Origin of the sequence: Capnocytophaga endodontalis, assembly GCF_002209445.1 — a bacterium.
Taxonomy (GTDB): Bacteria; Bacteroidota; Bacteroidia; order Flavobacteriales; family Flavobacteriaceae; genus Capnocytophaga; species Capnocytophaga periodontitidis.
The window spans coordinates 1,890,334-1,913,468 of record NZ_CP022022.1 but is presented as its reverse complement, the minus strand read 5'-3'; the positions used below and the strand labels follow the sequence as shown (position 1 = coordinate 1,913,468).

The 23,135-nt window shown below is 37.3% G+C and carries 18 protein-coding genes; 17 read left to right on the top strand and 1 reads right to left on the bottom strand.

All coding sequences use genetic code 11. The annotated features are described in order from the left end of the window. Positions 1-29: 29 nt before the first annotated feature. The 17 genes from CBG49_RS08555 to CBG49_RS08470 all read left to right on the top strand — a co-directional run bounded on the left by CBG49_RS08555 (position 30) and on the right by CBG49_RS08470 (position 22,678). Positions 30-1,421 carry an MATE family efflux transporter gene (locus CBG49_RS08555; RefSeq protein WP_088594170.1) on the top strand — a complete coding sequence of 464 codons (1,392 nt, stop codon included), beginning with the start codon at positions 30-32 and terminating at the stop codon, positions 1,419-1,421. A 61-nt stretch (positions 1,422-1,482) separates the two neighbouring features. Beyond that, the gene (gene ychF / locus CBG49_RS08550) at positions 1,483-2,574 is read left to right on the top strand and encodes a redox-regulated ATPase YchF (protein WP_088594169.1); all 1,092 of its coding nucleotides are present in this window, start codon (positions 1,483-1,485) and stop codon (positions 2,572-2,574) included. A 31-nt stretch (positions 2,575-2,605) separates the two neighbouring features. Next, entirely contained in the window at positions 2,606-3,355 is a 750-nt protein-coding gene (tpiA, locus tag CBG49_RS08545) for a triose-phosphate isomerase (protein ID WP_009413662.1), read from the top strand. Between the two features lie 75 nt (positions 3,356-3,430). Continuing rightward, on the top strand, positions 3,431-4,453 hold the full coding sequence (gene hemE / locus CBG49_RS08540; RefSeq protein ID WP_088594168.1) for a uroporphyrinogen decarboxylase: 1,023 nt from the start codon (positions 3,431-3,433) through the stop codon (positions 4,451-4,453). Positions 4,454-4,462: 9 nt separating this feature from the next. After that, entirely contained in the window at positions 4,463-5,059 is a 597-nt protein-coding gene (locus tag CBG49_RS08535) for a lipoprotein signal peptidase (protein ID WP_009411097.1), read from the top strand. Then, on the top strand, positions 5,060-7,231 hold the full coding sequence (locus CBG49_RS08530) for an endonuclease MutS2 (protein ID WP_088594167.1): 2,172 nt from the start codon (positions 5,060-5,062) through the stop codon (positions 7,229-7,231). 75 nt (positions 7,232-7,306) lie between these two features. Next, positions 7,307-9,823, top strand: a complete 2,517-nt coding sequence (locus CBG49_RS08525; RefSeq protein WP_088594166.1) for a TonB-dependent receptor — start codon at positions 7,307-7,309, stop codon at positions 9,821-9,823. Positions 9,824-9,920: 97 nt separating this feature from the next. Beyond that, on the top strand, positions 9,921-10,454 hold the full coding sequence (locus CBG49_RS08520) for a 30S ribosomal protein S16 (RefSeq protein WP_002678283.1): 534 nt from the start codon (positions 9,921-9,923) through the stop codon (positions 10,452-10,454). Positions 10,455-10,463: 9 nt separating this feature from the next. Then, positions 10,464-10,994, top strand: coding sequence for a ribosome maturation factor RimM (gene rimM, locus CBG49_RS08515; RefSeq protein WP_088594165.1), 531 nt, complete (start codon positions 10,464-10,466; stop codon positions 10,992-10,994). A gap of 71 nt (positions 10,995-11,065) precedes the next feature. Next, entirely contained in the window at positions 11,066-12,019 is a 954-nt protein-coding gene (locus tag CBG49_RS08510) for a transketolase family protein (protein ID WP_088594164.1), read from the top strand. Positions 12,020-12,024: 5 nt separating this feature from the next. Next, the gene (locus CBG49_RS08505; protein ID WP_009413655.1) at positions 12,025-12,879 is read left to right on the top strand and encodes a YicC/YloC family endoribonuclease; all 855 of its coding nucleotides are present in this window, start codon (positions 12,025-12,027) and stop codon (positions 12,877-12,879) included. Positions 12,880-12,906: 27 nt separating this feature from the next. Further along, positions 12,907-13,473, top strand: coding sequence for a guanylate kinase (gene gmk / locus CBG49_RS08500; protein WP_088594163.1), 567 nt, complete (start codon positions 12,907-12,909; stop codon positions 13,471-13,473). Further along, the gene (gene nadD, locus CBG49_RS08495; protein ID WP_088594162.1) at positions 13,470-14,054 is read left to right on the top strand and encodes a nicotinate (nicotinamide) nucleotide adenylyltransferase; all 585 of its coding nucleotides are present in this window, start codon (positions 13,470-13,472) and stop codon (positions 14,052-14,054) included. The genes gmk and nadD overlap by 4 nt, the downstream gene beginning before the upstream one ends. A gap of 98 nt (positions 14,055-14,152) precedes the next feature. Next, on the top strand, positions 14,153-14,620 hold the full coding sequence (locus CBG49_RS08490) for a low molecular weight protein-tyrosine-phosphatase (RefSeq protein WP_088594161.1): 468 nt from the start codon (positions 14,153-14,155) through the stop codon (positions 14,618-14,620). Positions 14,621-14,635: 15 nt separating this feature from the next. Continuing rightward, entirely contained in the window at positions 14,636-15,256 is a 621-nt protein-coding gene (gene recR, locus CBG49_RS08485; RefSeq protein ID WP_088594160.1) for a recombination mediator RecR, read from the top strand. A gap of 359 nt (positions 15,257-15,615) precedes the next feature. Next, positions 15,616-18,915 carry a helicase-related protein gene (locus tag CBG49_RS08475; protein ID WP_088594158.1) on the top strand — a complete coding sequence of 1,100 codons (3,300 nt, stop codon included), beginning with the start codon at positions 15,616-15,618 and terminating at the stop codon, positions 18,913-18,915. A 1-nt stretch (position 18,916) separates the two neighbouring features. Then, positions 18,917-22,678, top strand: coding sequence for an Eco57I restriction-modification methylase domain-containing protein (locus CBG49_RS08470; RefSeq protein WP_088594157.1), 3,762 nt, complete (start codon positions 18,917-18,919; stop codon positions 22,676-22,678). Here CBG49_RS08470 and CBG49_RS08465 read toward each other — a convergent pair. After that, positions 22,664-22,954 (bottom strand): DNA modification methylase, encoded by a 291-nt coding sequence (locus CBG49_RS08465; protein ID WP_227002857.1) that lies wholly within the window; start codon positions 22,952-22,954, stop codon positions 22,664-22,666. The genes CBG49_RS08470 and CBG49_RS08465 overlap by 15 nt on opposite strands. Positions 22,955-23,135: the final 181 nt, after the last annotated feature.

The window sequence follows — 23,135 nt, the reverse complement described above, 5'->3', positions numbered from 1 at the left end:
GACACCTGATACCTGATCCCTGACCCCTTATGCCTAACTTATCAAACTACACAAAAGAATTTAAATACAACTTCAAGATTGCTTACCCCGTCATTTTAGGAATGTTGGGGCACACCTTTGTAGGTTTTGTCGATAATGTAATGGTAGGCAAAGTAGGCATTACCGAGCTCGGTGCCGCTGCTTTGGGAAATACCGCTATCTTTATCGCTATGTCCTTCGCTATAGGCTTCTCGGTGGCTACTACTTCCTTAGTAGCAATGAATGATGAAGCTGGCGATAAACAAACCGTGCAATCCATTCTCAACCATAGTATGCTGCTCAATATCATACTCAGCACGGTACTTTTCTTGCTGATGTTCTTTGTCGAACCAGTGATGAGAATCACAGGACAAAGTGAAAATGTAATCGCTTTAGCAGTCCCCTACACTCATTTGGTTGCCTTTTCATTGATACCTTTAGGCGTATTCAGCACTTTCAAACAATTCGCCGATGGTCTTTCTATGACCAAATATGCAATGTATGTTACCTTATTGGCAAACCTTATCAATATATTTGGTAATTATCTCTTCATCTATGGCAATTGGGGTTGCCCAAAATTAGGCGTATTAGGTGCTGGAGTAGGAACGCTCATTTCGCGTATAGCAATGCCTATAATGCTCTATTATATGCTCAAGTATTTACCTAAAACTAAAGAATACGTTACTCATATCAGTTTCAAAAACATAACTGAACCAATGATAAGAAAAATAAGCAACATCGGGCTACCTACAGGATTACAGATGATTTTTGAAACAGGTATTTTCTCTGCTGCTATATGGATAAGCGGTGTATTGGGCGAAAACCAACTCTCAGCTAACCAAATAGCTCTCAACCTATCAAGTATGACTTTTATGGTTGCTAACGGCTTAGGCATCACAGCTATGATACGTGTCGGCAATCAGTTAGGAGCTAAAAACTATGTCAATTTACGTCGGGTAGCTTTTTCTGTATTCTTATTAGTGTTGTGTACCCAAGTCTTTTTTGCAGGACTCTTAGCCTTATTACGCGATTGGTTACCCTCATTGTATTTGGAAATGGACAATATCGAAAAAGCAGCTACCAATGCAGCTGTAATAAGCGAAGCTGCTAATCTATTATTGATTGCTGCTATTTTCCAAATCTCCGATGGATTACAAGTTACAGCACTTGGGGCATTGCGTGGAGTCCAAGATGCCAAAATTCCTATGGTCATTACCTTTATAGCCTATTGGCTCATTGCCTTCCCTATTCTTTGTTTTTTAGGACTTCACACTTCTTTAGGTACTATGGGTATTTGGATAGGATTACTCACAGGACTCACTGCTGCTGCTATATGCCTCTTGTATAGGTTCAACCATATCAGCTTGCGACTCATCGCCAACCGTCATAAATTACCCAATTAACAAATTGCCTAATTGACAAATTATTATTACCTTTGCACGCTCTTTAATTTAAAAAACGAATATGAAAGCAGGAATTGTTGGACTGCCCAACGTGGGAAAGTCTACTCTATTTAATTGTTTATCAAATGCTAAAGCTCAAAGTGCCAACTTCCCGTTTTGCACTATAGAACCTAATTTAGGGGTAGTAAACGTACCCGATCCCCGTTTAGAAAAACTCGAAACTCTTGTAAAACCTGAACGTGTATTACCTGCAACCGTAGAAATTGTAGACATCGCAGGTCTTGTAAAAGGTGCGAGCAAAGGTGAAGGTTTAGGCAACCAATTTTTAGGAAATATACGTGAGTGTAATGCTATTATCCACGTGTTGCGCTGCTTTGAAAACGACAATATCGTACACGTCGATGGCAGTGTAGACCCCATCCGCGATAAAGAAACTATTGATATAGAACTACAACTAAAAGACCTCGAAACTGTCGAAAAACGCCTCGAAAAAGTAACCCGTGCTGCCAAAGCTGGCGATAAAAAAGCCGCTAAGGAAATGGACTTGCTCAATCGTGTGAAAGACGCTTTGCTCACTGGCGTTTCTGCCCGCGCTGTACAAGTAGCCGACGATGAAAAAGAATTATTAGAGAGCTTTCAATTGCTCACTGCTAAACCTGTGTTATACGTGTGTAATGTCGATGAAAAATCAGCTAAAAATGGTAATGCTTATGTAGAACGTGTAAGAGAAGTGGTGAAAAATGAAGAAGCCGAAATCATCGTCTTAGCTGTAGCTACTGAAGCTGATATTACCGAATTAGAAAGCTATGAGGAACGCCAAATGTTCTTGGAAGATATAGGATTAGACGAGCCAGGCGCTTCTAAATTGATTCGTGCAGCTTATCATTTGCTAAACTTGCAAACTTACTTCACCGCAGGAGTAAAAGAAGTACGCGCTTGGACAATCCACAAAGGAGATACGGCTCCTCAAGCTGCTGGCGTTATCCATACCGATTTCGAAAAAGGATTCATCCGCGCCGAAGTAATCGCCTATGATGACTTCATCACCTATGGTAGTGAAGCTAAAGTCAAAGAAGCTGGAAAAATGCGCATTGAAGGTAAAGAATATATTGTAAAAGATGGTGATATTATGCACTTCCGCTTCAACGTATAACCAAAATTGCTAATTATAAATATTTCATTATATGAGAAAAAAAATTGTAGCAGGTAACTGGAAAATGAACAACGACCTCAACAAATCGTTAGCCCTCATTTCCGACCTATTGAAAAAAGTACCTCAAACTGATGCCGAGGTAATGATTGCCCCTACCTTTGTAAACCTTATCCCAGCAGTAGACGCTGCTAAAGGTAGTAAAATCGAAGTGATTGCCCAAAATATGCACTTTGCTGAAAGCGGTGCTTATACTGGTGAGATTTCAGCTGAAATGTTAAATAGTATTGGCGTAAAAACCACTATTTTAGGTCACTCCGAACGCCGTGCTTACTTCAACGAAACCGACGAAAGTTTGGCTAAAAAAGTAGATACTGCTCTCAAACACAATATGCGTGTAGTATTCTGCATCGGCGAAGAATTAGCCGATCGTAAAGCTAACAAACACTTCGACGTTGTAGGTAGCCAAATCAAAAACGGCTTGTTCCACTTGCCTGCTGAGGCTTGGCAACACATCGTATTGGCTTATGAACCCGTATGGGCAATTGGTACAGGCGAAACTGCAACCCCAGAACAAGCGCAAGAAATCCACCACTTCATCCGCAAAACTATTGCCGATAAATATGGTAAAGAAGTAGCCGATAAAGTATCTATCTTGTATGGTGGTAGCGTAAAACCTGATAATGCTAAAGAAATCTTCGCTAAAGAAGACGTTGATGGCGGTCTCATCGGAGGCGCTGCCCTCAAAGCCGATGATTTTGTTACTATCATCAAAAGTATTTAATTGTTATTGTTAATACACAAACTTTGTCAAAGTCCTCTGGGACTTTGACAAAGTTTACTGCTTTCAATCTAAAAAATGTTACAAAACGACTTATTCCTTAGAGTACTCAACGGCGAAACTACCCAGCGTCCTCCCGTATGGATGATGCGACAAGCAGGCAGATATCTACCTGAATTTAGAGCTTTACGCGACAAATACGACTTCTTCACGCGTTGCCAAACCCCTGAGTTGGCAGCCGAAATTACCGTACAACCTGTCGATATAGTAGGTGTAGATGCCGCTATCTTATTTTCTGATATATTGGTAGTACCCCAAGCGATGAACATACCTTTTGAAATGAAGAAAGGTGTCGGACCTTGGTTGCCTAACCCTATTCGTACTGCTAAGGATGTAGCGCAAGTAACAATTCCTAATATCCAAGAGCGTTTGGGTTATGTGATAGAAGCTGTCAAACTTACCAAACAAATGCTCAACAATCGTGTACCTCTCATCGGTTTTGCTGGATCTCCTTGGACGATACTCTGTTATGCCGTCGAAGGGGCTGGTTCACGCGACTATGCTACTGCCAAAGAGTTTTGCTTCACGCAACCTGAGTTAGCGCATCAACTATTGCAAAAAATTACCGATACTACCATTCTCTACCTCAAAGAAAAAGTAAAAGCAGGTGTCGATGCCGTACAATTGTTCGATAGCTGGGGGGGCGTTTTAGCCCCTGACGACTATCGTACTTTTTCTTGGCAATACCTTAACCAAATAGTAGAAGCACTTGCACCGCTTACCAAAGTGATAGTCTTTGCTAAAGGTTGTTGGTATGCCCTCCCCGAAATGGCTACTTCTAAAGCCGCTGCTTTAGGTGTCGACTGGACTTGTGCTCCAAAAACAGCACGTCAGCTCACGGGTGGCAATAAAGTACTACAAGGTAACTTCGACCCTTCACAATTGCTCGCTCCTCCTACTCAAATTAAGAAAAAAGTAAAAGAAATGATCGATGCTTTTGGTAAAGACCACTACATCGCCAACTTAGGACACGGCATCCTGCCTAATGTCCCCGTTGAAAACGCTATCGCCTTTGTAGAAGCTGTAAAAGAATATCATTAAGAAAAAAATATGAAATTAAAACACGCATTCCTTATTATTCTGTTGGTACTTATCATCGACCAATGGAGCAAAATATACATCAAAACACACTTTATCCTCAACGAAGCCGTAACCGTTTTCAGTTGGTTTCAAATCTACTTTGTAGAAAACGAAGGTGCAGCTTGGGGTACTAAAATCCCCGGCGAATACGGCAAACTCATTCTTACCCTTTTTCGCATTGTAGCGGTAATAGGTATCGGTTATTGGCTGGTATCGGCAGTGAGAAAGCAACAACCTAAGATACTTATCATTTGTATTTCTTTGATATTGGCAGGAGCACTGGGCAATATCATCGATTCGGTGTTTTACGGCATAATTTTCGACCATAGTTATGGTAACATTGCTACCCTATTTGCCGAAAATCCTTACGGAACCCTCTTGCACGGCAAAGTGGTGGATATGTTCTACTTCCCTATTATCGATACTACACTTCCCAGCTGGGTACCCATTTGGGGAGGCGAACGCTTTCGTTTCTTCGAGCCCGTGTTCAATGTGGCTGACTCTGCAATATGTATAGCAGTGGGGCTGATGATTTTATATCACAAAAAGATATTTCCTAAAAACTAAATGAATACAAAAACACTTGAAGACTTAGAGTTCCCCATTGTACTCTCTCATTTGTCTGACCTTTGCCTTACTGAACTCGGCAAGAAATACGCCTTACGTATCAAGCCTTTCGACAATCAGGAGAGCCTGTTATTGGCACTGAATCAAACCAATGAATACCTATCGTCTTTTGATAATAACAACACAATCCCTTCACACTATTGCGAATCTATCACTTCCGAAATTAAACTTCTATCTATTGAAAACGCCTTGTTAGAAGTGTCGAGTATTAGGAAGATTCATCGTATCAGCGAGGTTGTAAACACCCAAATTCTCTTCTTTAAGAAGTTCAAAACGCTATACCCTACCCTTTTCGAAACCGCTGATAGTATCGAGTATACTACCGAACTGCTGAACGCTATCGATAAAGTGCTGGACAAGTACGGCGAGATAAAAAACGAAGCCTCTCCTACGCTTGGTAATATACGTCGCGAGCTGAGCGCCTTGAAAGGAAAACTCAACGAAAGTTTCAATCGTGCTCTCGCCGAGTATAACACTGCCGACTATCTCGATGATATCCGCGAAACTGTAGTAGAAAACCGCCGCGTATTGGCAGTGAAAGCAATGTACCGCCGAAAAGTACAAGGCACCGTATGGGGGAGCTCAAAAACGGGTAGCATAGTGTATATAGAACCGCAACAAACCGAAATCTACTCTCGCGAACTCTCCAATCTGCTTTATGACGAAAAAGAGGAAATCCAGCGTATATTAAGAGAACTTACCGCCTTCATCAGTCAGTTTGCCGACCTGCTGAAAGACTATCAGCGATACATCACAGCCGTTGATATTATTTGCGCCAAAGCTAAGTACGCTCACCAAATGAATGCACTTTTGCCAGAAATCACTCAGGAGCGCGAACTATTCCTCCGTGAAGCATACCACCCTTTACTATACCTTAGTAATGCCAAAAAAGGTGTTACTACCTTCCCTCAAACCATAGAACTGAATGATGAAAATCGTATTATCGTCATCTCGGGACCTAATGCGGGCGGAAAGAGTATTACGCTTAAAACCATTGGCTTATTACAATTAATGTTACAAAGTGGAATGCTCGTTCCGGTGCATCATCGTTCTAAAATGTGTTTGTTTGAACGCATTCTTACCGATATCGGCGATAACCAATCTATTGAAAACCACCTTAGCACATACAGCTACCGACTCAAAAATATGAATTACTTCCTCAAAAAGTGTAACCACCGCACCTTGTTTTTGATAGATGAGTTCGGGACAGGTAGCGACCCCGAATTAGGAGGTGCTTTGGCTGAAATATTCTTAGAAGAGTTCTACCACCGAAAGGCTTTTGGGGTGATTACCACCCATTACACCAATTTAAAAATGCTGGCAGATGAATTGCCCCACGCCAGCAATGCCAATATGCTTTTCAACGATAAAACCTTAGAGCCCATCTATAAGCTGATAATAGGCGAAGCGGGAAGTTCTTTCACTTTTGAAGTAGCGCAGAAAAACGGCATTCCGTTTAGCCTTATCAATCGGGCTAAGAAAAAAATAGAGAAAGGAAAAGTGCGTTTTGATGCCACTATCGCCAAATTGCAGAAAGAACGCTCCAAAATGGAAAAAACTGCCGAAACCCTGAAAGATGAGGAAACCAAAGCCCGCGAAGAAGCCAAACGCTTGGAGGAACTCAATGATAAAGTAAAAAGCAAGCTCATAAATTATCAAGAGCTCTATGACCAAAGCCAACGTATGATTACCTTAGGTAGTAAGGTAGACCAGATAGCCGAACGTTATTTCTACGATGGTAAACGTCGCCCTTTGGTATCCGAATTTCTCAAACTCATTGAAATGGAAAATGCCAAGCGCAAACAAATAAGCAAAGAGGAACGCACCAAGCAAAAAGAGGAGAAAAAAACTACTACCGAAGAAGTTCATAAGCAAATGGAGGCTATCCGCCAGCAACGCAAAGAAGAGAAGAAAGAGCGCATTGCCCAAGAACGCGCCGAAAAGGAAAAGCTACAACGCGCCCTTTCAGTAGGCGACCGTGTGCGCATAAAAGACAGCCGGAGCGTGGGAAGTATCGATAAGATTGAAAAAGGCAAAGCCATAGTAAATTACGGGGCGTTTACTACCTCTGTTTCTTTGGACGAATTGGAGCTCGTACAGAAAATAAGATAATTTTATCGAAATTTTATTTGCTACGTAAAATATAATTACTAATTTTGCATCATTCTAAATTAATAACTATATTTTATGTTCAAACACATCATATTATTTGTAATGCTCGTGATAAGTCCCCTACTATTTGGACAACATCACAAAATCAAAGGAACTATTTTAGATGAAAACAAGTTCCCTGTAGCTGGGGTGTCTATCCAATTGCAGACGAACCCTAACATTGCCACTCAAACCGATGCTAATGGTCTGTATACACTCAGCTTTACACCTAATGGCAAAGAGGTAACCTTAGAAATTATCAAAGAAGGGTTTGAAAAACAAACGATCGTTGTTACGCTTCAAAACAACGAAAACCGCGTCACTTACGTAGATTTTACACTCCCAAAGGAGGCTATTGCTTTGGAAGAAGTAGTAGTGAGTGATAACCCTAGCTTGATTGCTAACTCCGAGAGTTTATCGCGAAAAAAATTAGATAAAGTTCCTGGGGGTACCAATATAGCCAACTTAAAGGATTTGTCCGAAAAGCGTTCTCAAACCCTCAAAGATGCTCTTGTGCGTCAACCAGGGGTAGTTATTCAAGAGTTTTTCGGTGGTAACGACCAGCCTCGCCTCAATATCAGAGGTTCAGGAATACAAAGCAATCCACAATCGCGTGGGGTTGCCCTATATCAAGATGGTATTCCTATTAATTTCGCTGATGGATCGTACATTATAGGTGTTTTAGAACCTCAAGCTTCTAATTTAGTAGAAGTATACCGCGGAGCTAATGCTATGGAATATGGCGGAGCTACCTTAGGAGGTGCTATGAACTTCGTGACCAAAAATGGCTATAACGCCTCTCCTCTTAGTGTAAAAATGGAAGCGGGTAGTTTCAATTACTTCAACAGTAGTCTTTCTTCAGGATTTTCTTCTGGCAAAAACGATGGCTTTATTTCTACCTCCTATAGCAAAAGCGATGGATACCGCACCTACAACTCTTCCAAACGCTTCAACGCATTGCTCAATATTGGCAGACAGTTTACCAATAAGTTTGAAACTCGCCTATATGCCTCATTTACCGATTTGTATTTCGATATTCCAGGTCCTCTTACCAAACAACAATACGAAAGTGATAGCAAACAAATAAACGGAGCTCCTAAACTCACAGTTCCTTATGCTTTCGGACCTAATGTACAACGCGATAAACCTAATAGAGCAAGCAAAATTGCACGTTTTGGTAGTAAGTTGGCTTATAAATTTAACAACCATAGTTTGCTCACTGCTACTTTGTATTACCAATATGCTGACGATGCCTTTGTATATCCCATAGCCACCAATATACGTCACGATTACAACAACGATTATGGTTTGCGCCTTACTTATGACTACAATACCCGTAAAAACGATTTGTCAATAGGGGTACAACTCAGCCAAGGCAAAATGCATCAATTGCGAAATATCAATGAAAGAGGAAGTTTCGGTGCATTATTTGCCAAACAAGACCTCTTGTCAAACCACGCCGTAGCATACATTTCCGATGTATACAAAATCACCGATAAATTTCTTGTGAATGTAGCTGTACAAGGTAGTTACGACACCCGAAAGGTAGAAGATAAATTTGAGGGTAGTAGCCGACCTATATCTTTCTTTGCTGGTCAAAATTTACGCCGTGTTCAAAGCCCTTCTCCTGTAAAAAAACTTGATAATGAGTATACGTACAACGCTGTCAATCCCAAAGCAGGTGTGATTTATAAGTTCAGTGATAATGCCCAAGTATATGGTAATTATAGCTTCAGTTATGAGCCCCCTACCTTCCTTGAAATCATTCGCTTAACAGGAGGTGCTGCAATGAGTGGTACACAAGTAATTTTCCCTAATAGTAGCAATGCCAATTCCAGTGCTAAAAATATTGCAGCCTTTGAATTGAAAGCTCAAAAAGCACAAACCGCTGAGATTGGAACTAAAGGAAATATTGGTGATGCTTTCGTGTGGAATGTAAGTGCCTATCACTCTTGGGTAAAAGATGAGATTTTTACCCTCACCGATGGCGAAATTGGCATCAATGGTATTACTGTAAACGCTCCTTATACCACCGTCCACCGAGGAGTTGAGGCGTCATTGCAATCTACCTTTGCCAAACGTGTATTTTCAAGTAGAGGTGATGCCTTTACCCTTTTTGTAAACTACAATTACAGCGATTTCTTCTTTGATGGAGGCGCTCTAAAAGGTAACCAAATAGCAGGTATCCCTAAACATTACATCTATGGCGCTTTAGACTATAAACACCCTTCTGGATTCTTTGCCGAGTTCAATGTTGAAGCACTCCCTGAAGATACCCCTACCGACCATAAAAATACTTATTACCAAGATGCCTATCAACTGTTAGGCGCTAAAATAGGATTTAAAAAAGGAAACTGGACGTTCTTCTTCCAAGGTAATAATTTAGCCGATACAGTTTATGCATCCAGCTATTTAATTCAAGACCAAGTAACTCCTCCTCCTGCAAAAGTAGGCAACAGAGTCTTGCGACCTACCCCCACCATTGTCGATAAAACAAACTTTATCCCTGGTGTCGGACGCAATTTTGTAGGTGGTATAACTTACACTTGGTAAAAATCTTACAATTTAGTTTTGTACATATCAAAAAAGATTGTATCTTTGCGCCCGAATTAATAACCGAGGTCGTGAACCTCACTAATTAAATTTTTTTATGCCAGTAAAAATCAGATTACAACGTCACGGTAAAAAAGGCAAACCTTTCTATTGGATTGTAGCCGCCAACTCACGTGCAAAAAGAGATGGTAAATTCCTTGAAAAATTAGGAACTTACAACCCAGTTTCTAACCCTGCTCAAATCGAAATCGATGTAGATGCAGCAGTGAAATGGTTGAAAAACGGTGCTCAACCAAGTGATACAGCTCGCCGTATCCTTTCTTACAAAGGTGTATTGCTTAAATATCACTTGTTAGGCGGTGTTGCCAAAGGTGCCCTTACCGAAGAACAAGCTGAAGCTAAATTCAAAGCTTGGTTAGACGAAAAAGCTAACAAAGTATCTTCTAAAGAACAAAAATTAGCTAAAGAAAAAGCAGATGCTAAAGCTAAAGCGTTAAGTGCTGAAAAAGAAGCTAACGAAAAACGTAAAAACGACGCTGCTGCTAAAGCTGCTGAGGCTGCTGCCGAAGCTACCGCTGAACAAGCTGAAGCTGAAGCTCCTGCCGAGGAAAACAACGAAACTGAAGCATAGACTCATAATATGACCATTAAAGATTGTTTTTATGTAGGAACAATTGTGTCAAAGTTTAGCTTTAAAGGGGAAGTGCTCATCAAATTAGATTCTGACGACCCCGAAATGTACGAAGAATTGGAATCAGTTTTTATTGCTTTAGGCAATAATCTGGTTCCTTTTTTTGTTGAAAAAAGCTCTTTGCACAAATCCGATTTACTCCGTGTAAAATTTGAAGAAGTTAATAGTGAAGCCGATGCCGATGCTTTGCTAAAACACAAAATCTACTTGCCCTTAGCGGCTCTTCCTAAACTTTCGGGTAATAAGTTCTATTACCACGAAGTAATAGGATTTGAAGTCAAAGATGTAAACTATGGAAAAGTAGGTAAAATTGTGAGTATCAACGATACTACTTTCCAACCCTTATTCGAAATAGAAAATGAAGAAGGCAAAGAAATTCTCATCCCTATGAACGATGAGTTTATTGAAAAAGTAGATCGCCCTAACCAAAAAATCATCGTAAAAACCCCCGATGGTCTTATCGATTTATATGTAAATTAAACTTTTTATTAGGAGAAATTAATAAAAAGCATTACCTTTGTCGCTCAATAACATTAACACTCATTTTTCCAATGAAAAAATATATCGATACAGGAAAAAAAGATACCCGAAGTGGCTTCGGCGCTGGACTTGCCGAATTAGGTCGCAAAAACCCTAACGTAGTAGCCCTTTGTGCCGACTTGATTGGCTCCCTAAAAATGGAAAAATTTATCGAAGAAAACCCTACCCGTTTCTTCCAAATAGGTATTGCTGAAGCTAATATGATGGGCATTGCTGCTGGTCTTACTATCGGTGGTAAAATCCCCTTTACAGGCACTTTCGCAGCTTTCTCTACAGGTCGTGTTTATGACCAAATACGTCAATCAATTGCCTATTCTAATAAAAATGTAAAAATATGCGCCTCTCACGCCGGACTTACCTTAGGCGAAGATGGAGCTACTCACCAAATATTAGAAGATATCGGACTGATGAAAATGTTGCCTAATATGGTGGTTATCAACCCTTGTGACTACAATCAAACTAAAGCAGCAACCCTTGCTATTGCCGATTATGTAGGCCCTGTATACCTCCGCTTCGGTCGCCCTACCGTGGCTAACTTCACTCCCGAAGACCAAACTTTTGAAATAGGCAAAGGAATCTTGCTAAACGAAGGTTCTGATGTTACCATCGTTGCTACAGGTCATTTAGTTTGGGAAGCGCTTTTAGCTTGTGAAGTCTTAGAACAACAAGGCATCTCTGCCGAAGTGATTAATATCCATACTATCAAACCTTTAGACGAAGAAATCATCCTCAATTCTGTAAAGAAAACCAAAGCAATCGTTACTTGTGAAGAACATAATTACTATGGAGGTCTGGGTGAAAGTGTAGCTCGTGTACTTGCACAACACTACCCTACTCCACAAGAGTTTGTTGCCGTAAATGATACCTTTGGTGAAAGCGGCACACCTGCTCAGCTTATGCAAAAATATGGATTAGATAAAGAGGGTATTTTAAAAGCAGTTCAAAAAGTACTGAAAAGAAAATAAATAGTATGATACAATCAATGACAGGATTCGGAAAGAGCGTGTTATCTCTTGCCGATAAACATATCAGTATAGAAATCAAATCTTTAAATAGTAAGAGTATTGATATCAACACGCGTATTCCTCAGGTATATCGCGAAAAAGAACTCGACTTTCGCAAACTTATTGCTGAACAATTGCAACGCGGAAAAGTAGATTTTAGCATCTTCATAGAAAATACAGGTACTCAAACTCCTTCTAAAATCAATCCTAACATCGTAAAATCGTACATAGAACAAATGCGTGCGATTGTGGATGGCGACCTTACCGAGTTGCTTAAAATGGCAGTGCGTATGCCTGATGCCTTGCAAACCACTTCCGAAAGTATTTCTGAAGAAGAACTTTCTGTTATTTTTCAACATATCAACCTTGCCATTGCCGATTTGCAAAACTTCCGCACTCAGGAAGGTAAAGTATTAGAAAAAGATTTTGTATTGCGAATTAACAATATCAACCGCCTATTACAAGAAGTACAAGGTCTTGACGAAGAGCGCTTAGCTTTGATACGCGAACGCCTTGAAAAAGCAGTTGCCGATATCCAAAATGTAGATGCCAATCGCTTTGAACAAGAACTTATTTTCTACTTAGAAAAATTGGATATTACCGAAGAAAAAATCCGACTCAAAAAGCACTTAGACTATTTTCTAGAAACCCTTCATAGCGAAGAGTCTAACGGACGAAAACTGAGTTTTATCGCACAAGAAATTGGACGAGAGGTAAATACCTTAGGATCTAAAGCTAACTTTGCCCCTATGCAACAGTTAGTTGTCCAAATGAAAGACGAACTCGAAAAAATTAAAGAACAAGTATTAAACGTCTTGTAACCTGACACCTATCACCTGACACCTAAAATGAACAAACTAATTATTTTCTCAGCCCCCTCAGGGAGTGGCAAAACTACCATAGTAAAACACTTGTTATCTCTTGAAAATCTTAACTTAGCCTTTTCTATTTCGGCTACCTCTCGCGCACCTCGCGGTGTGGAACAACACGGCAAAGAATACTATTTCCTTTCAGCCGATGAGTTCAAAAATCGCATACAGCACGATGATTTTATGGAATGGGAAGAAGTATATGCTGGCTGTTACTATGGCACCCTAAAATCTGAAGTAGAACGTCTTTGGGCAAATGGTAAAAATGTAGTATTTGACCTTGATGTTGCTGGAGGTCTCCGCTTGAAAAAAAAATATCCTGACCAAACCTTGGCAATTTTTGTAGAACCACCAAGCCTCGTTGCCTTAGAAGAGCGTTTGCGCAATCGTAAAACCGAAACAGAAGAAAAAATACAAATGCGCCTTAACAAAGCCGAACAAGAAATGGCTACAGCTCATCAATTTGATGTAATTATCAAAAATAACGATTTGCAACAAGCTCTACAAGAGGCTGAACGTATAGTAACCGAATTTATCAATCGATGAAAAAACAAATAGGCTTATTCTTTGGATCTTTCAACCCTATCCATATAGGGCATCTCATCATTGCTAATCATCTGGTAGAACACAGTGCAATGGACGAATTGTGGTTAGTCGTAACTCCTCAAAACCCATTTAAAGAAAAACAATCGCTGTTAGACAACCACTTGAGGTTAGAAATGACAAATTTAGCAATAGACGAATATCCCAAGTTAAGAGCTTCAAACATCGAATTTCAGTTACCTCAACCCAATTATACAGTAAACACTTTAGCCTATTTGGAAGAAAAACACCCTCAAGCTAACTTTGCCTTAATTATGGGGGAAGACAACCTAAAGAGCTTTCACAAATGGAAAAACTACGAGTATATTTTAGCTAATTACCCTATTTATGTATATCCTCGTATTTCAGAGGGAGATATCCCCCAATCCTTAATCAATCACCCACAAATCACCCGTATAAATGCCCCTATTATTGAACTCTCTGCCACTTTTATACGTGAAGAACTCAAAGTAGGGCGAAATATACGTCCATTACTCTCCGAAAAAGTATGGCAATATATCGATAAACTGGGACTCTACAGATAAAAATTTATCAATGTCTCTCTAAGACACTCTAAGTCTCTCCGAGATACTCCAAAAACTCCATTTTTCAGTAATCTGATCATCAATAAAATTAAAACAAAATGCCAAAAACAAAAATACTAATGGTTTGCTTAGGCAATATTTGCCGTTCACCCTTAGCCGAAGGTGTGATGAGAAGCAAACTCCCTTCCGATAACTTTGAAGTAGATTCAGCTGGTACTGCCAATTATCACGTCGGCGATGCCCCTGATGATCGTTCTATTGCTTCTGGTAAACAACACGGAATAGATATCTCTATGCTTAGAGGACGACAATTTTCTGCCAAAGATTTCTCACACTTCGATTATATCTTTGTAATGGACAGAAGTAACTACCAAAACGTGATCCGTCTTGCTAAGAACGAAAAAGAACGCGCTAAAGTACATTTTTTAGCCGATGCTTTAGGAGGAATGGCACAACGTGAAATCCCCGACCCTTATTACGGTACAGAAGCCGATTTTGAAAACGTCTATCAGCTCATTGACGAGGCTTGCACAAAAGTTGCTCACAAACTATCTCCTAACCCCTAACTACTATCTCCTAAAATGGATTTCTCATCTAAACTCTTAGAAAACGCCGTATACGAAATAGCACAATTGCCCTCTATAGGCAAGCGCACCGCCTTGCGTTTAGCCTTACATCTGCTCAAGCAACCCGAAGAGCAATCCTTGCAGTTAGCACAAGCCATTGTAGCTTTGCGCACCCATATACAGTATTGCAAAAACTGCCATAACATCTCCGATGTCGACCTTTGTGAAATATGTGCCAATCCCACTCGTGACACAGGCATCATCTGTGTTGTAGAGGATTTCCGCGATGTAATGGCAATAGAGAACACAGGGCAATTCAGAGGACAGTATCACGTCTTAGGAGGCAAAATATCCCCCATTGATGGGATTGCCCCCTCCAATCTACACATCGCCTCACTGATAGAAAAAGTAAAAGCAGGTAAAGTAACCGAACTCATTCTCGCCCTAAGCAACACTATGGAAGGTGATACAACCAACTTCTATATCTACAAACAAGTAGAGCCCTATCACATCACTATCTCCACCATAGCACGCGGCATAGCTGTAGGCAGCGAACTCGAATACACCGATGAAGTAACCTTAGGTCGCAGCATCGCCCATCGCATCCCCTTTGAAAAAGCCATCAAAGCAGTATAACCACACTCCTCCCACCACCTGCCCGTGCGGCTCGCACCTCCCACCATTCCCACCCCTCCCACCATTCCCACCCCTCCCACTGCTCCCACCGCTCCCATTACTCCCATCACTCCCATCACTCCCATCACTCCCATTACTCACATTACTCACACCATTCCCACCGCTCCCATCTCTGCCCGTGCGGCTCGCACCTCCCACCACTCCCATCCCTGCTCGTGCGGCTTACTCCCCCTCTTCAAAAATTCCCTAAAAAATTCTTATTTCATTAGGTTATTCAACTTTTTTACACTACATTTGCCGCACTGTATAAAATAAAGACATCTTTATTTTATACAAAATATAGATATAATAACCTGATTATGAGTTCCAAGTTTTTTACTAATACAGAAGGAAATACCTTATTCAAGAAGTTTGAAGGGATTATTAAAGCAATGAAACCAGCAGCTTTTAAAGCTGTTTCAGCTTATTTTCGTTCTTCAGGCTACTTTAAAATGCGCGAAATGCTAAAAGAAGTAGAAGAAGTTAAGATATTAGTAGGTATCAATGTAGATACTCTTATAGCTGATGCTCAAAAAAGAGGAATTCTCTATTTTAAAAATTCGGATAAAACTAAAGAAGAGTTTGAAAAGTGGTTTATTGAGGATGTAAAAGAAGCTCAATACTCTAAAGAAGTAGAAGAAAGTATCTTGCAGTTTATTCAAGATATTGTAGATAAGCGCATTGAAGTAAGGGTACACAATAGTCAATCTATTCACGCTAAATTCTATATTATTTTACCGAAAGAACATAGTGAATATACTGATGGTTGGGTAGTAATGGGCTCTTCTAATCTTACTGATGCAGGTATTGGTAGTAAAAAAGCTCCTAACTATGAATTGAATATAGCTTTAAAAGATTTTGATGATGTAGAATTTGCAAAAAAAGAGTTTGATAAACTATGGGAAGACTCTGATGTATTACTTCCTGCTGATGTAGACAGACTAATTAAGAAAACTTATATTGGGCAAACGTTTACTCCTTTTGAAATATTTATAAAACTACTTATAGAGTATTTTGGGAAAAATATAGATTACGACCCTAATACAGTAGGCGACTTACCTTCAACCTACAAAAAATTAAGTTATCAAATAGATGCTGTAAACCAAGGATTTGACATGCTACAAAAACACAATGGTTTTTTCTTAGCTGATGTGGTTGGATTAGGAAAAACAGTTATAGCCTCGATGATAGCCAAACGTTTTTGTATAGCTAATGGTTTTGCACAAACTAAAATATTAGTAGTTACTCCTCCAGCAGTAGAAAAGAGCTGGAAGCAAACTTTTAGAGATTTTAGGTTAGATAAGAATACTAAGTTTATTACCAATGGTAGTCTCAATAAAATAGTAGATGAAAAAGATTTGGATAACTATTGGGAAATAGATGAATATGATTTAATTTTAGTAGATGAAGCACATAAATACCGCAATCATAGATCGCAAGGTTTTGATTACTTACAACGAATTTGTAAAACCCCACGAAAAGCTGAAGGACTTATAGAGGGAGATAAGAAAAAAGTAATACTTATTTCAGCAACTCCTCTTAATAATCGTCCGGAAGATCTTTATTATCAAGTACAACTATTCCAAGATATTCGTACAAGTACTTTGGAAAAAGTAAATAATTTGCAAAATTTCTTTGCTCCATTGATTCGTGAATACAAAGATATTATGAATACTACCACTCCTGATATGGGAAAAGTAAGGAATATCTATAAGCAAATTCGTGAAAAAGTAATTGCTGAAATTACAGTGCGTAGAACACGGAAAGACCTTAAGAAATATCCTAAGTATTTAGATGATTTAAAAGAACAGGGTATTATTTTCCCTGAAATAGCACCTTTACAAACCATAGAATATCAGTTAGACACCTCTCTTGGTAAGCTGTTTTATGAAACAATATTTAACTTAACAGATGATGATAAAATAGGTTATTATCGTTATCAGGCTATTCGCTTTTTGAACAAAGAGATACAAGAAGAATACTATGAAAAAGCTGAATTAGTATCTCAATCGTTAGCGGGTATTATGAAAACTTTAATGGTGAAGCGTTTGGAAAGTAGTTTCATAGCATTTAAGAAAACATTAGAAAGCTTATTAAGATCAACCCTACGGATGATTGAAATGTTTGAAAATGATAGAGTTTATATCGCGCCTGACTTAAATATCAACACACTATATGAAAAAGGTTTTTCAGAAGAGGAAATAGAAGAAATAATCTTTCAGAAAAATGCAAAAAATGCAAGAAATAATATATTTTCGGCAGATGATTTTGATCCTGCACTCTTAGAAGGATTAAAAAAAGATGCAAATTCACTGAAAACGCTTTTTGAAAAATGGCAAAAAATAAAGAATGACCCTAAAATAGATAAGTTATTTAGCATTCTAAATAGTACTTTACTTGATAAAGAAAAGAATCCTTCACAACAGTTAATTATTTTTACTGAAAGTAATGATACAGCCGATTATTTAACAGAAAAACTTTCAACTAAATTAGCTCCTAACAAAATATTGAAAGTTTCTTCAGAAAATAGAAGTAAAATATTTGATGATATTCAAGCTAACTTTGATGCTAACTATACAAAAGAGCGAAGAAATGATTTGCAAATACTCATTACTACCGATGTACTTGCTGAGGGTATCAACTTGCATCGTGCCAATGTATTGTTAAATTATGATACCCCTTGGAATGCTACCAAGCTAATGCAACGACTTGGACGTATCAACCGAATAGGAAGTGAAGCAGGGATTGTGTATAACTTTATTTTTTACCCTTCAGCACAAGGTGATGAAGAAATTAAATTATACAAAAAAGCCTATATCAAACTGCAAGGTTTCCATTCTGCTTTTGGAGAAGATGCACAAGTATTCTCTAAAGAAGAATTAGTAGAACAATTTGAGCTTTTCAAAGAAGGAGGTGAAGGAGAAGAAGACAAACGTTTGCACTATCTACGCTTTATCCGTGAATTTAAGGATAATAACCCTAAGGAATTTAAACGTATTTCTAACATTCCTTTCAAAGCCCGTACAGCTCGTAAAAACGAAAACACTCCATTTGATGATGTAAAAAATGGTTCTATCATTTTTATGAAATCACCTTATAAAAGTGAATTTTATAGAGTGAATGGAAAAGAAGAAATAGAAAGTATTGACTTTTTGGAAGCAGCCGAACGCTTTGAAGCTACTGTTTCGGAGAAAGGTTTTGAGGTACCAGCATCTCATTATAAAGATGTAAATTTGGCACAAAGTAAGTTTGAAAATGATACCATACAAGCTAATATTGAAACTGTAACTCCGACTGATAAAGCAGATGGAAATACAATGCAAGCTAAAAAATTCTTACGTGATATAAAAGGGACTTTAAATAATGAAGAACTAAAAATAGCTTGCGATCAGCTTATCAAACTTATTGACAAAGGTACTTTTACAAATATACCTACTGATATAAAAAAGATACGTCAGCAATTAGATAAACAAAAAATAACATTTGGAAATGCACAGCAACTTATTCTGAATTTAGCTAATAAATACGCAGTATCATCTTTTGATAGTATAAAAAATAATAAGGAAAAAGCATTGGATATATTACCCGAAATAGTAATCACTGAAACATTTATTAAATAGTATGAAAAATTTAAGACAAATACTCTCATCTCCTTATCATCAGGAAGATTGGATTAGCTTCTTGAAAGAACTTTTTGCTCATAATTCAGGTACAGGAGTTATATTGCAAAAACCTCAAAGAATAGAGCTTTCTAAAAGTGAAAAAGTGAAAGAAGCTTATGAATTAGGTAATTATGAAACTACCGAAGGGAGGCTTATTGGTATTTACCAAGTAAATATTAGTGAAGATATGTTGCTATATCGCAACAAAGTAGGTCTTCGCCAATTGATGAAGAATATCTACAAATATAATGTAGATGGCGTGTTGGTAGTTTTTGTACAAGAAAAGAAATGGCGATTGTCATATATTTCTGAAATCATAAAAGAAGTAGATGAGAAAGGTAAGATTATTAAGGAAATTACGAATGAAAAACGCTTTACCTACTTGTTAGGAGAAGGAGAAAAGACAAAAACAGCTACAGATAGACTTCAACTTTTAGTAGGAAAAGAACTTTCGTTAGAAGATTTTAAAAATGCCTTCGCAGTAGAGGCACTTAATAATGATTTCTTTGATAGATATAAGGATATCTATGAAGATTTTGTACAACATATTATAGGGGTTCGTTATGAAATGGATAAAAAAACAAAAAAATATATTGAGATAAAGAAACACGAACCACACCCTAATTTTGATGGTTATAAGAACTATAAAGATTATCCTATGCCACATCCTGATAGTGAAACACAACCTTTTAAAAATAAGGAATATCCTAATCTTTTTAATGGAAATAAAAAAGCTGTTCGTGATTTTGTAAAACGAATGATGGGACGGATTGTCTTTTTGTACTTTATACAAAAGAAAGGTTGGTTAGCAGTACCTAAGGGTAAAAATTGGGGAGAAGGTAATTATGATTATTTATACCAATTGTATAAAGAAACACCTAGAGAAGACCATCCCTATTTTTATGAAAAACGTTTAGTTCCATTATTTTTTGAATGTTTTACAGATAAAAAGTCAGAGAGTGAAAGAAATGACTTGCGTTTCCCTTATCTTAATGGTGGGTTATTTGATAAAACACAAGACCAACACTTTGATAAGGTTAATTTGCCTTACTCTATTTTTACTGAACTTTTTGATACCTTTAACTCCTACAACTTCACTGTTTATGAAGATGCTCCTAATGAACATACTGTAGCGGTAGACCCTGAAATGTTAGGACATATCTTTGAAAATCTTTTGGAAGATAATAAGGATAAGGGGGCTTTCTATACCCCTAAAGAAATTGTACATTATATGTGTAAAGAAAGTCTAAAAACCTTTTTACTTTCTAAAATAGTTTCAGATAATAATCAATCAGAAAAAGCAAAAGATGTTATTACAAAAATAATAGAGCATCAATCCCTTAATGAAGAGGAAAGAAAATATATAAAAGAAAAAGGGAATGTTATTACTACCTCTTTAGAAAACGTAAAAATATGTGACCCTGCTATTGGGTCTGGAGCCTTCCCTATGGGGCTTTTGCAAGAAATATACTATATCAAAATTACCTTGCAACAATTAGGAATAACAACAGAACAGACCGATGCTCAGATAAAAAAACATATTATTGAGAAAAATATCTATGGAGTTGATATTGATGCAGGTGCAGTAGACATAGCTCGTTTGCGCTTTTGGTTAAGTTTAGTAGTAGACGAACAACTTCCACAGCCACTTCCAAACTTAGACTTTAAGATTATGCAAGGGAATAGCTTATTAGAAAGCTATCAGGGAGTAGATTTGAGCCTTATAGGTGAGGACGATGAGGTACTTATGGAAGAACAAATGAGTTTTGATTTTGGAGATAGCTATAAAACAGTCAAACAACTCGCTGTTTTTAGCAAAATCAATAAAGAACAGATTCAGAAATTAATGAATGAGTATTTTGCTACTACAGAAAATAAAAAAGCAAAGCTAAAAGAAATAAATAATATTATTGAGGGAAAAATACATACCCAAATTTATTTGGAAAAAGAAAAAGTTTCTTCTCTGACTAAAGAATTCTTTAAAAAATTTGCCCTTAAATCTGAACAAGATTTAAAAAGGAAAGTTGATTTAGGTAGTATATCTGAAAAAGGGAAAGAGTACAAAAAATATTTAGCAAATAAAAAACGCCTTGCAGAACTTGATATAATTGAGGAGGAATTACTAAGTTTTCAAACAAAGATAGAACGTCCTTATTTTCTTTGGCATTTATACTTTAAAGAAGTCTTTGACAAAGGAGGTTTCGATATTGTAATTGGGAATCCACCATATGTTTCAACAAAAGGAGTCCCTGAGGAGGATAAACCTCTATTAGAATATGAATTTAACTTTTCTGATGACTTGTATAACCATTTCTTTTTTAAAGGATATCAAATATTAAGTGATAAAGGGGTACTTTCTTTTATTACTTCTAAAACCTTTTGGACTACACAAACTAAAAGGAACTTACGAGATTTATTGCTTTCTCAGCGATTAGAATATATTTTTGATACTGGTAATCCGTTTAAGTCGGCTATGGTAGATACTTGTATTACCTCTTTTTCAAAAGTAAAACCTGAAAATAATACCCTTTTGTTCTTAGATGGAAGTAAGGACTTGGAAAATCCTTTGCGTTATGAAGTAGCCCAAAAAGTATTTATAGATACTCAAAATTCAGTGATATTTAAACCTACCGAATACAATATGAAAATTCATAGTTTGTATGGCAAAAAAGTAAAAGAACTTTATGAGCAGTGGTGGGATAAAATATCAACCAGCAAGAACATTACTAAGTACAGCAAAGAATTAGAGGCTTATAGACAAAGTTTGCAACCTGGTGATATTGCTCTGTTAGGTTGTTTGACTGAAGGAGGGCAAGGATTGGCTACAGCTAATAATGGTAAATATATAGCAGTAAGGAAATCTACTAAATGGGCTAAAAACATATTAGAATCGAGACCTAAAAAGCTTTTAGAGGTAGTAAAACGTTATAAAACAGCTATTAATATTAATAATGAAGAAGAAGCAAAAGACTATTTAGCTACTCTTTCAGAAGAGCAAATAGCTATACTTTTTGATGAACTAAAGGAGAAATTTGGTAGAGACATTTTTGGGCAAGGCTATATTTACCGACTTATAGAAGATGACGAAATGGCTGATGTGGAAACTCTTACCCAAGATGAAAAAGACAATGGTATAGAATCTACTAAGAAGTTCTATGTACCTTATGATAAGGGTGATAAAGACGGAAATCGCTGGTATTTAGAAACACCTTTTGCCATAGCTTGGAGCAAAGAAAATGTCGGCTTTTTAAAATCCAACTCAGGTAAAAAAGGGGAAGGTATGCCTGTAGTCAGAAATCCTCAGTATTACTTTAAGGAGGGATTTTGTTGGACTAATGTTCTAAATCCACAAGCAAGATTATTGAAAACAAAATTAAAAGTAAAATCTGTAAATGATGTAGGTTCAATGTCTTTAAGTTCTATTATTGACAAAATTCCAGATTTTTATTTTGTGATTCTTCTTAACTCAGATATACTATTTGATTATTACAGAGATTTTTTAAATATTACTGTAAATATACAAATTAATGATATTAGACAATTGCCTATTATAATTCCCACACAAGAACAATTACAAATTTATAAGAAATTATTTGATGAAATAATTGTAATCAAAAAACAAGAATTTAATAGTATAATTGATGATATTACCTTTGAAAATAGAATAAAAAGAAAAGAATTTCAATTAAATAAATTAGTAAATGAGCTATATAGCATATAACTCATTTATCAAAATATCTATTTCTTGTTGAATGTTATCTAGTTCAACCTCATTTGAATACCCTTTTTTAATTTGGACAGCTTGTTTAAAAAGTTCTTCAAATTTATCTAAGGTAGTTTTATTAGGTATAATAATGGGTAATTGTCGAGCATCATTGATTTGAAAAGTCTGAGTATTGTTAACGAACTCATCTACATAGAAGCTTATAAAATTGGAGTTTATTAAACAAACAAAATAAAATGCAGGTATTCTATTAGCAAGAGAATATAAACTCATACTCTTTACATCATTAATAGTCTTTAATTTTATACGACATTTTAAAAACGTTGTATTAATATCGGAATAACAAAATCCCTCTCTAAAATAGAACTGATAGCCTTGATATCTTGCTTTTGGGTCAGTTTTAAGATATCCGACACTATAATTGGTACAATTTTATTATATTAAAAGAAAAACT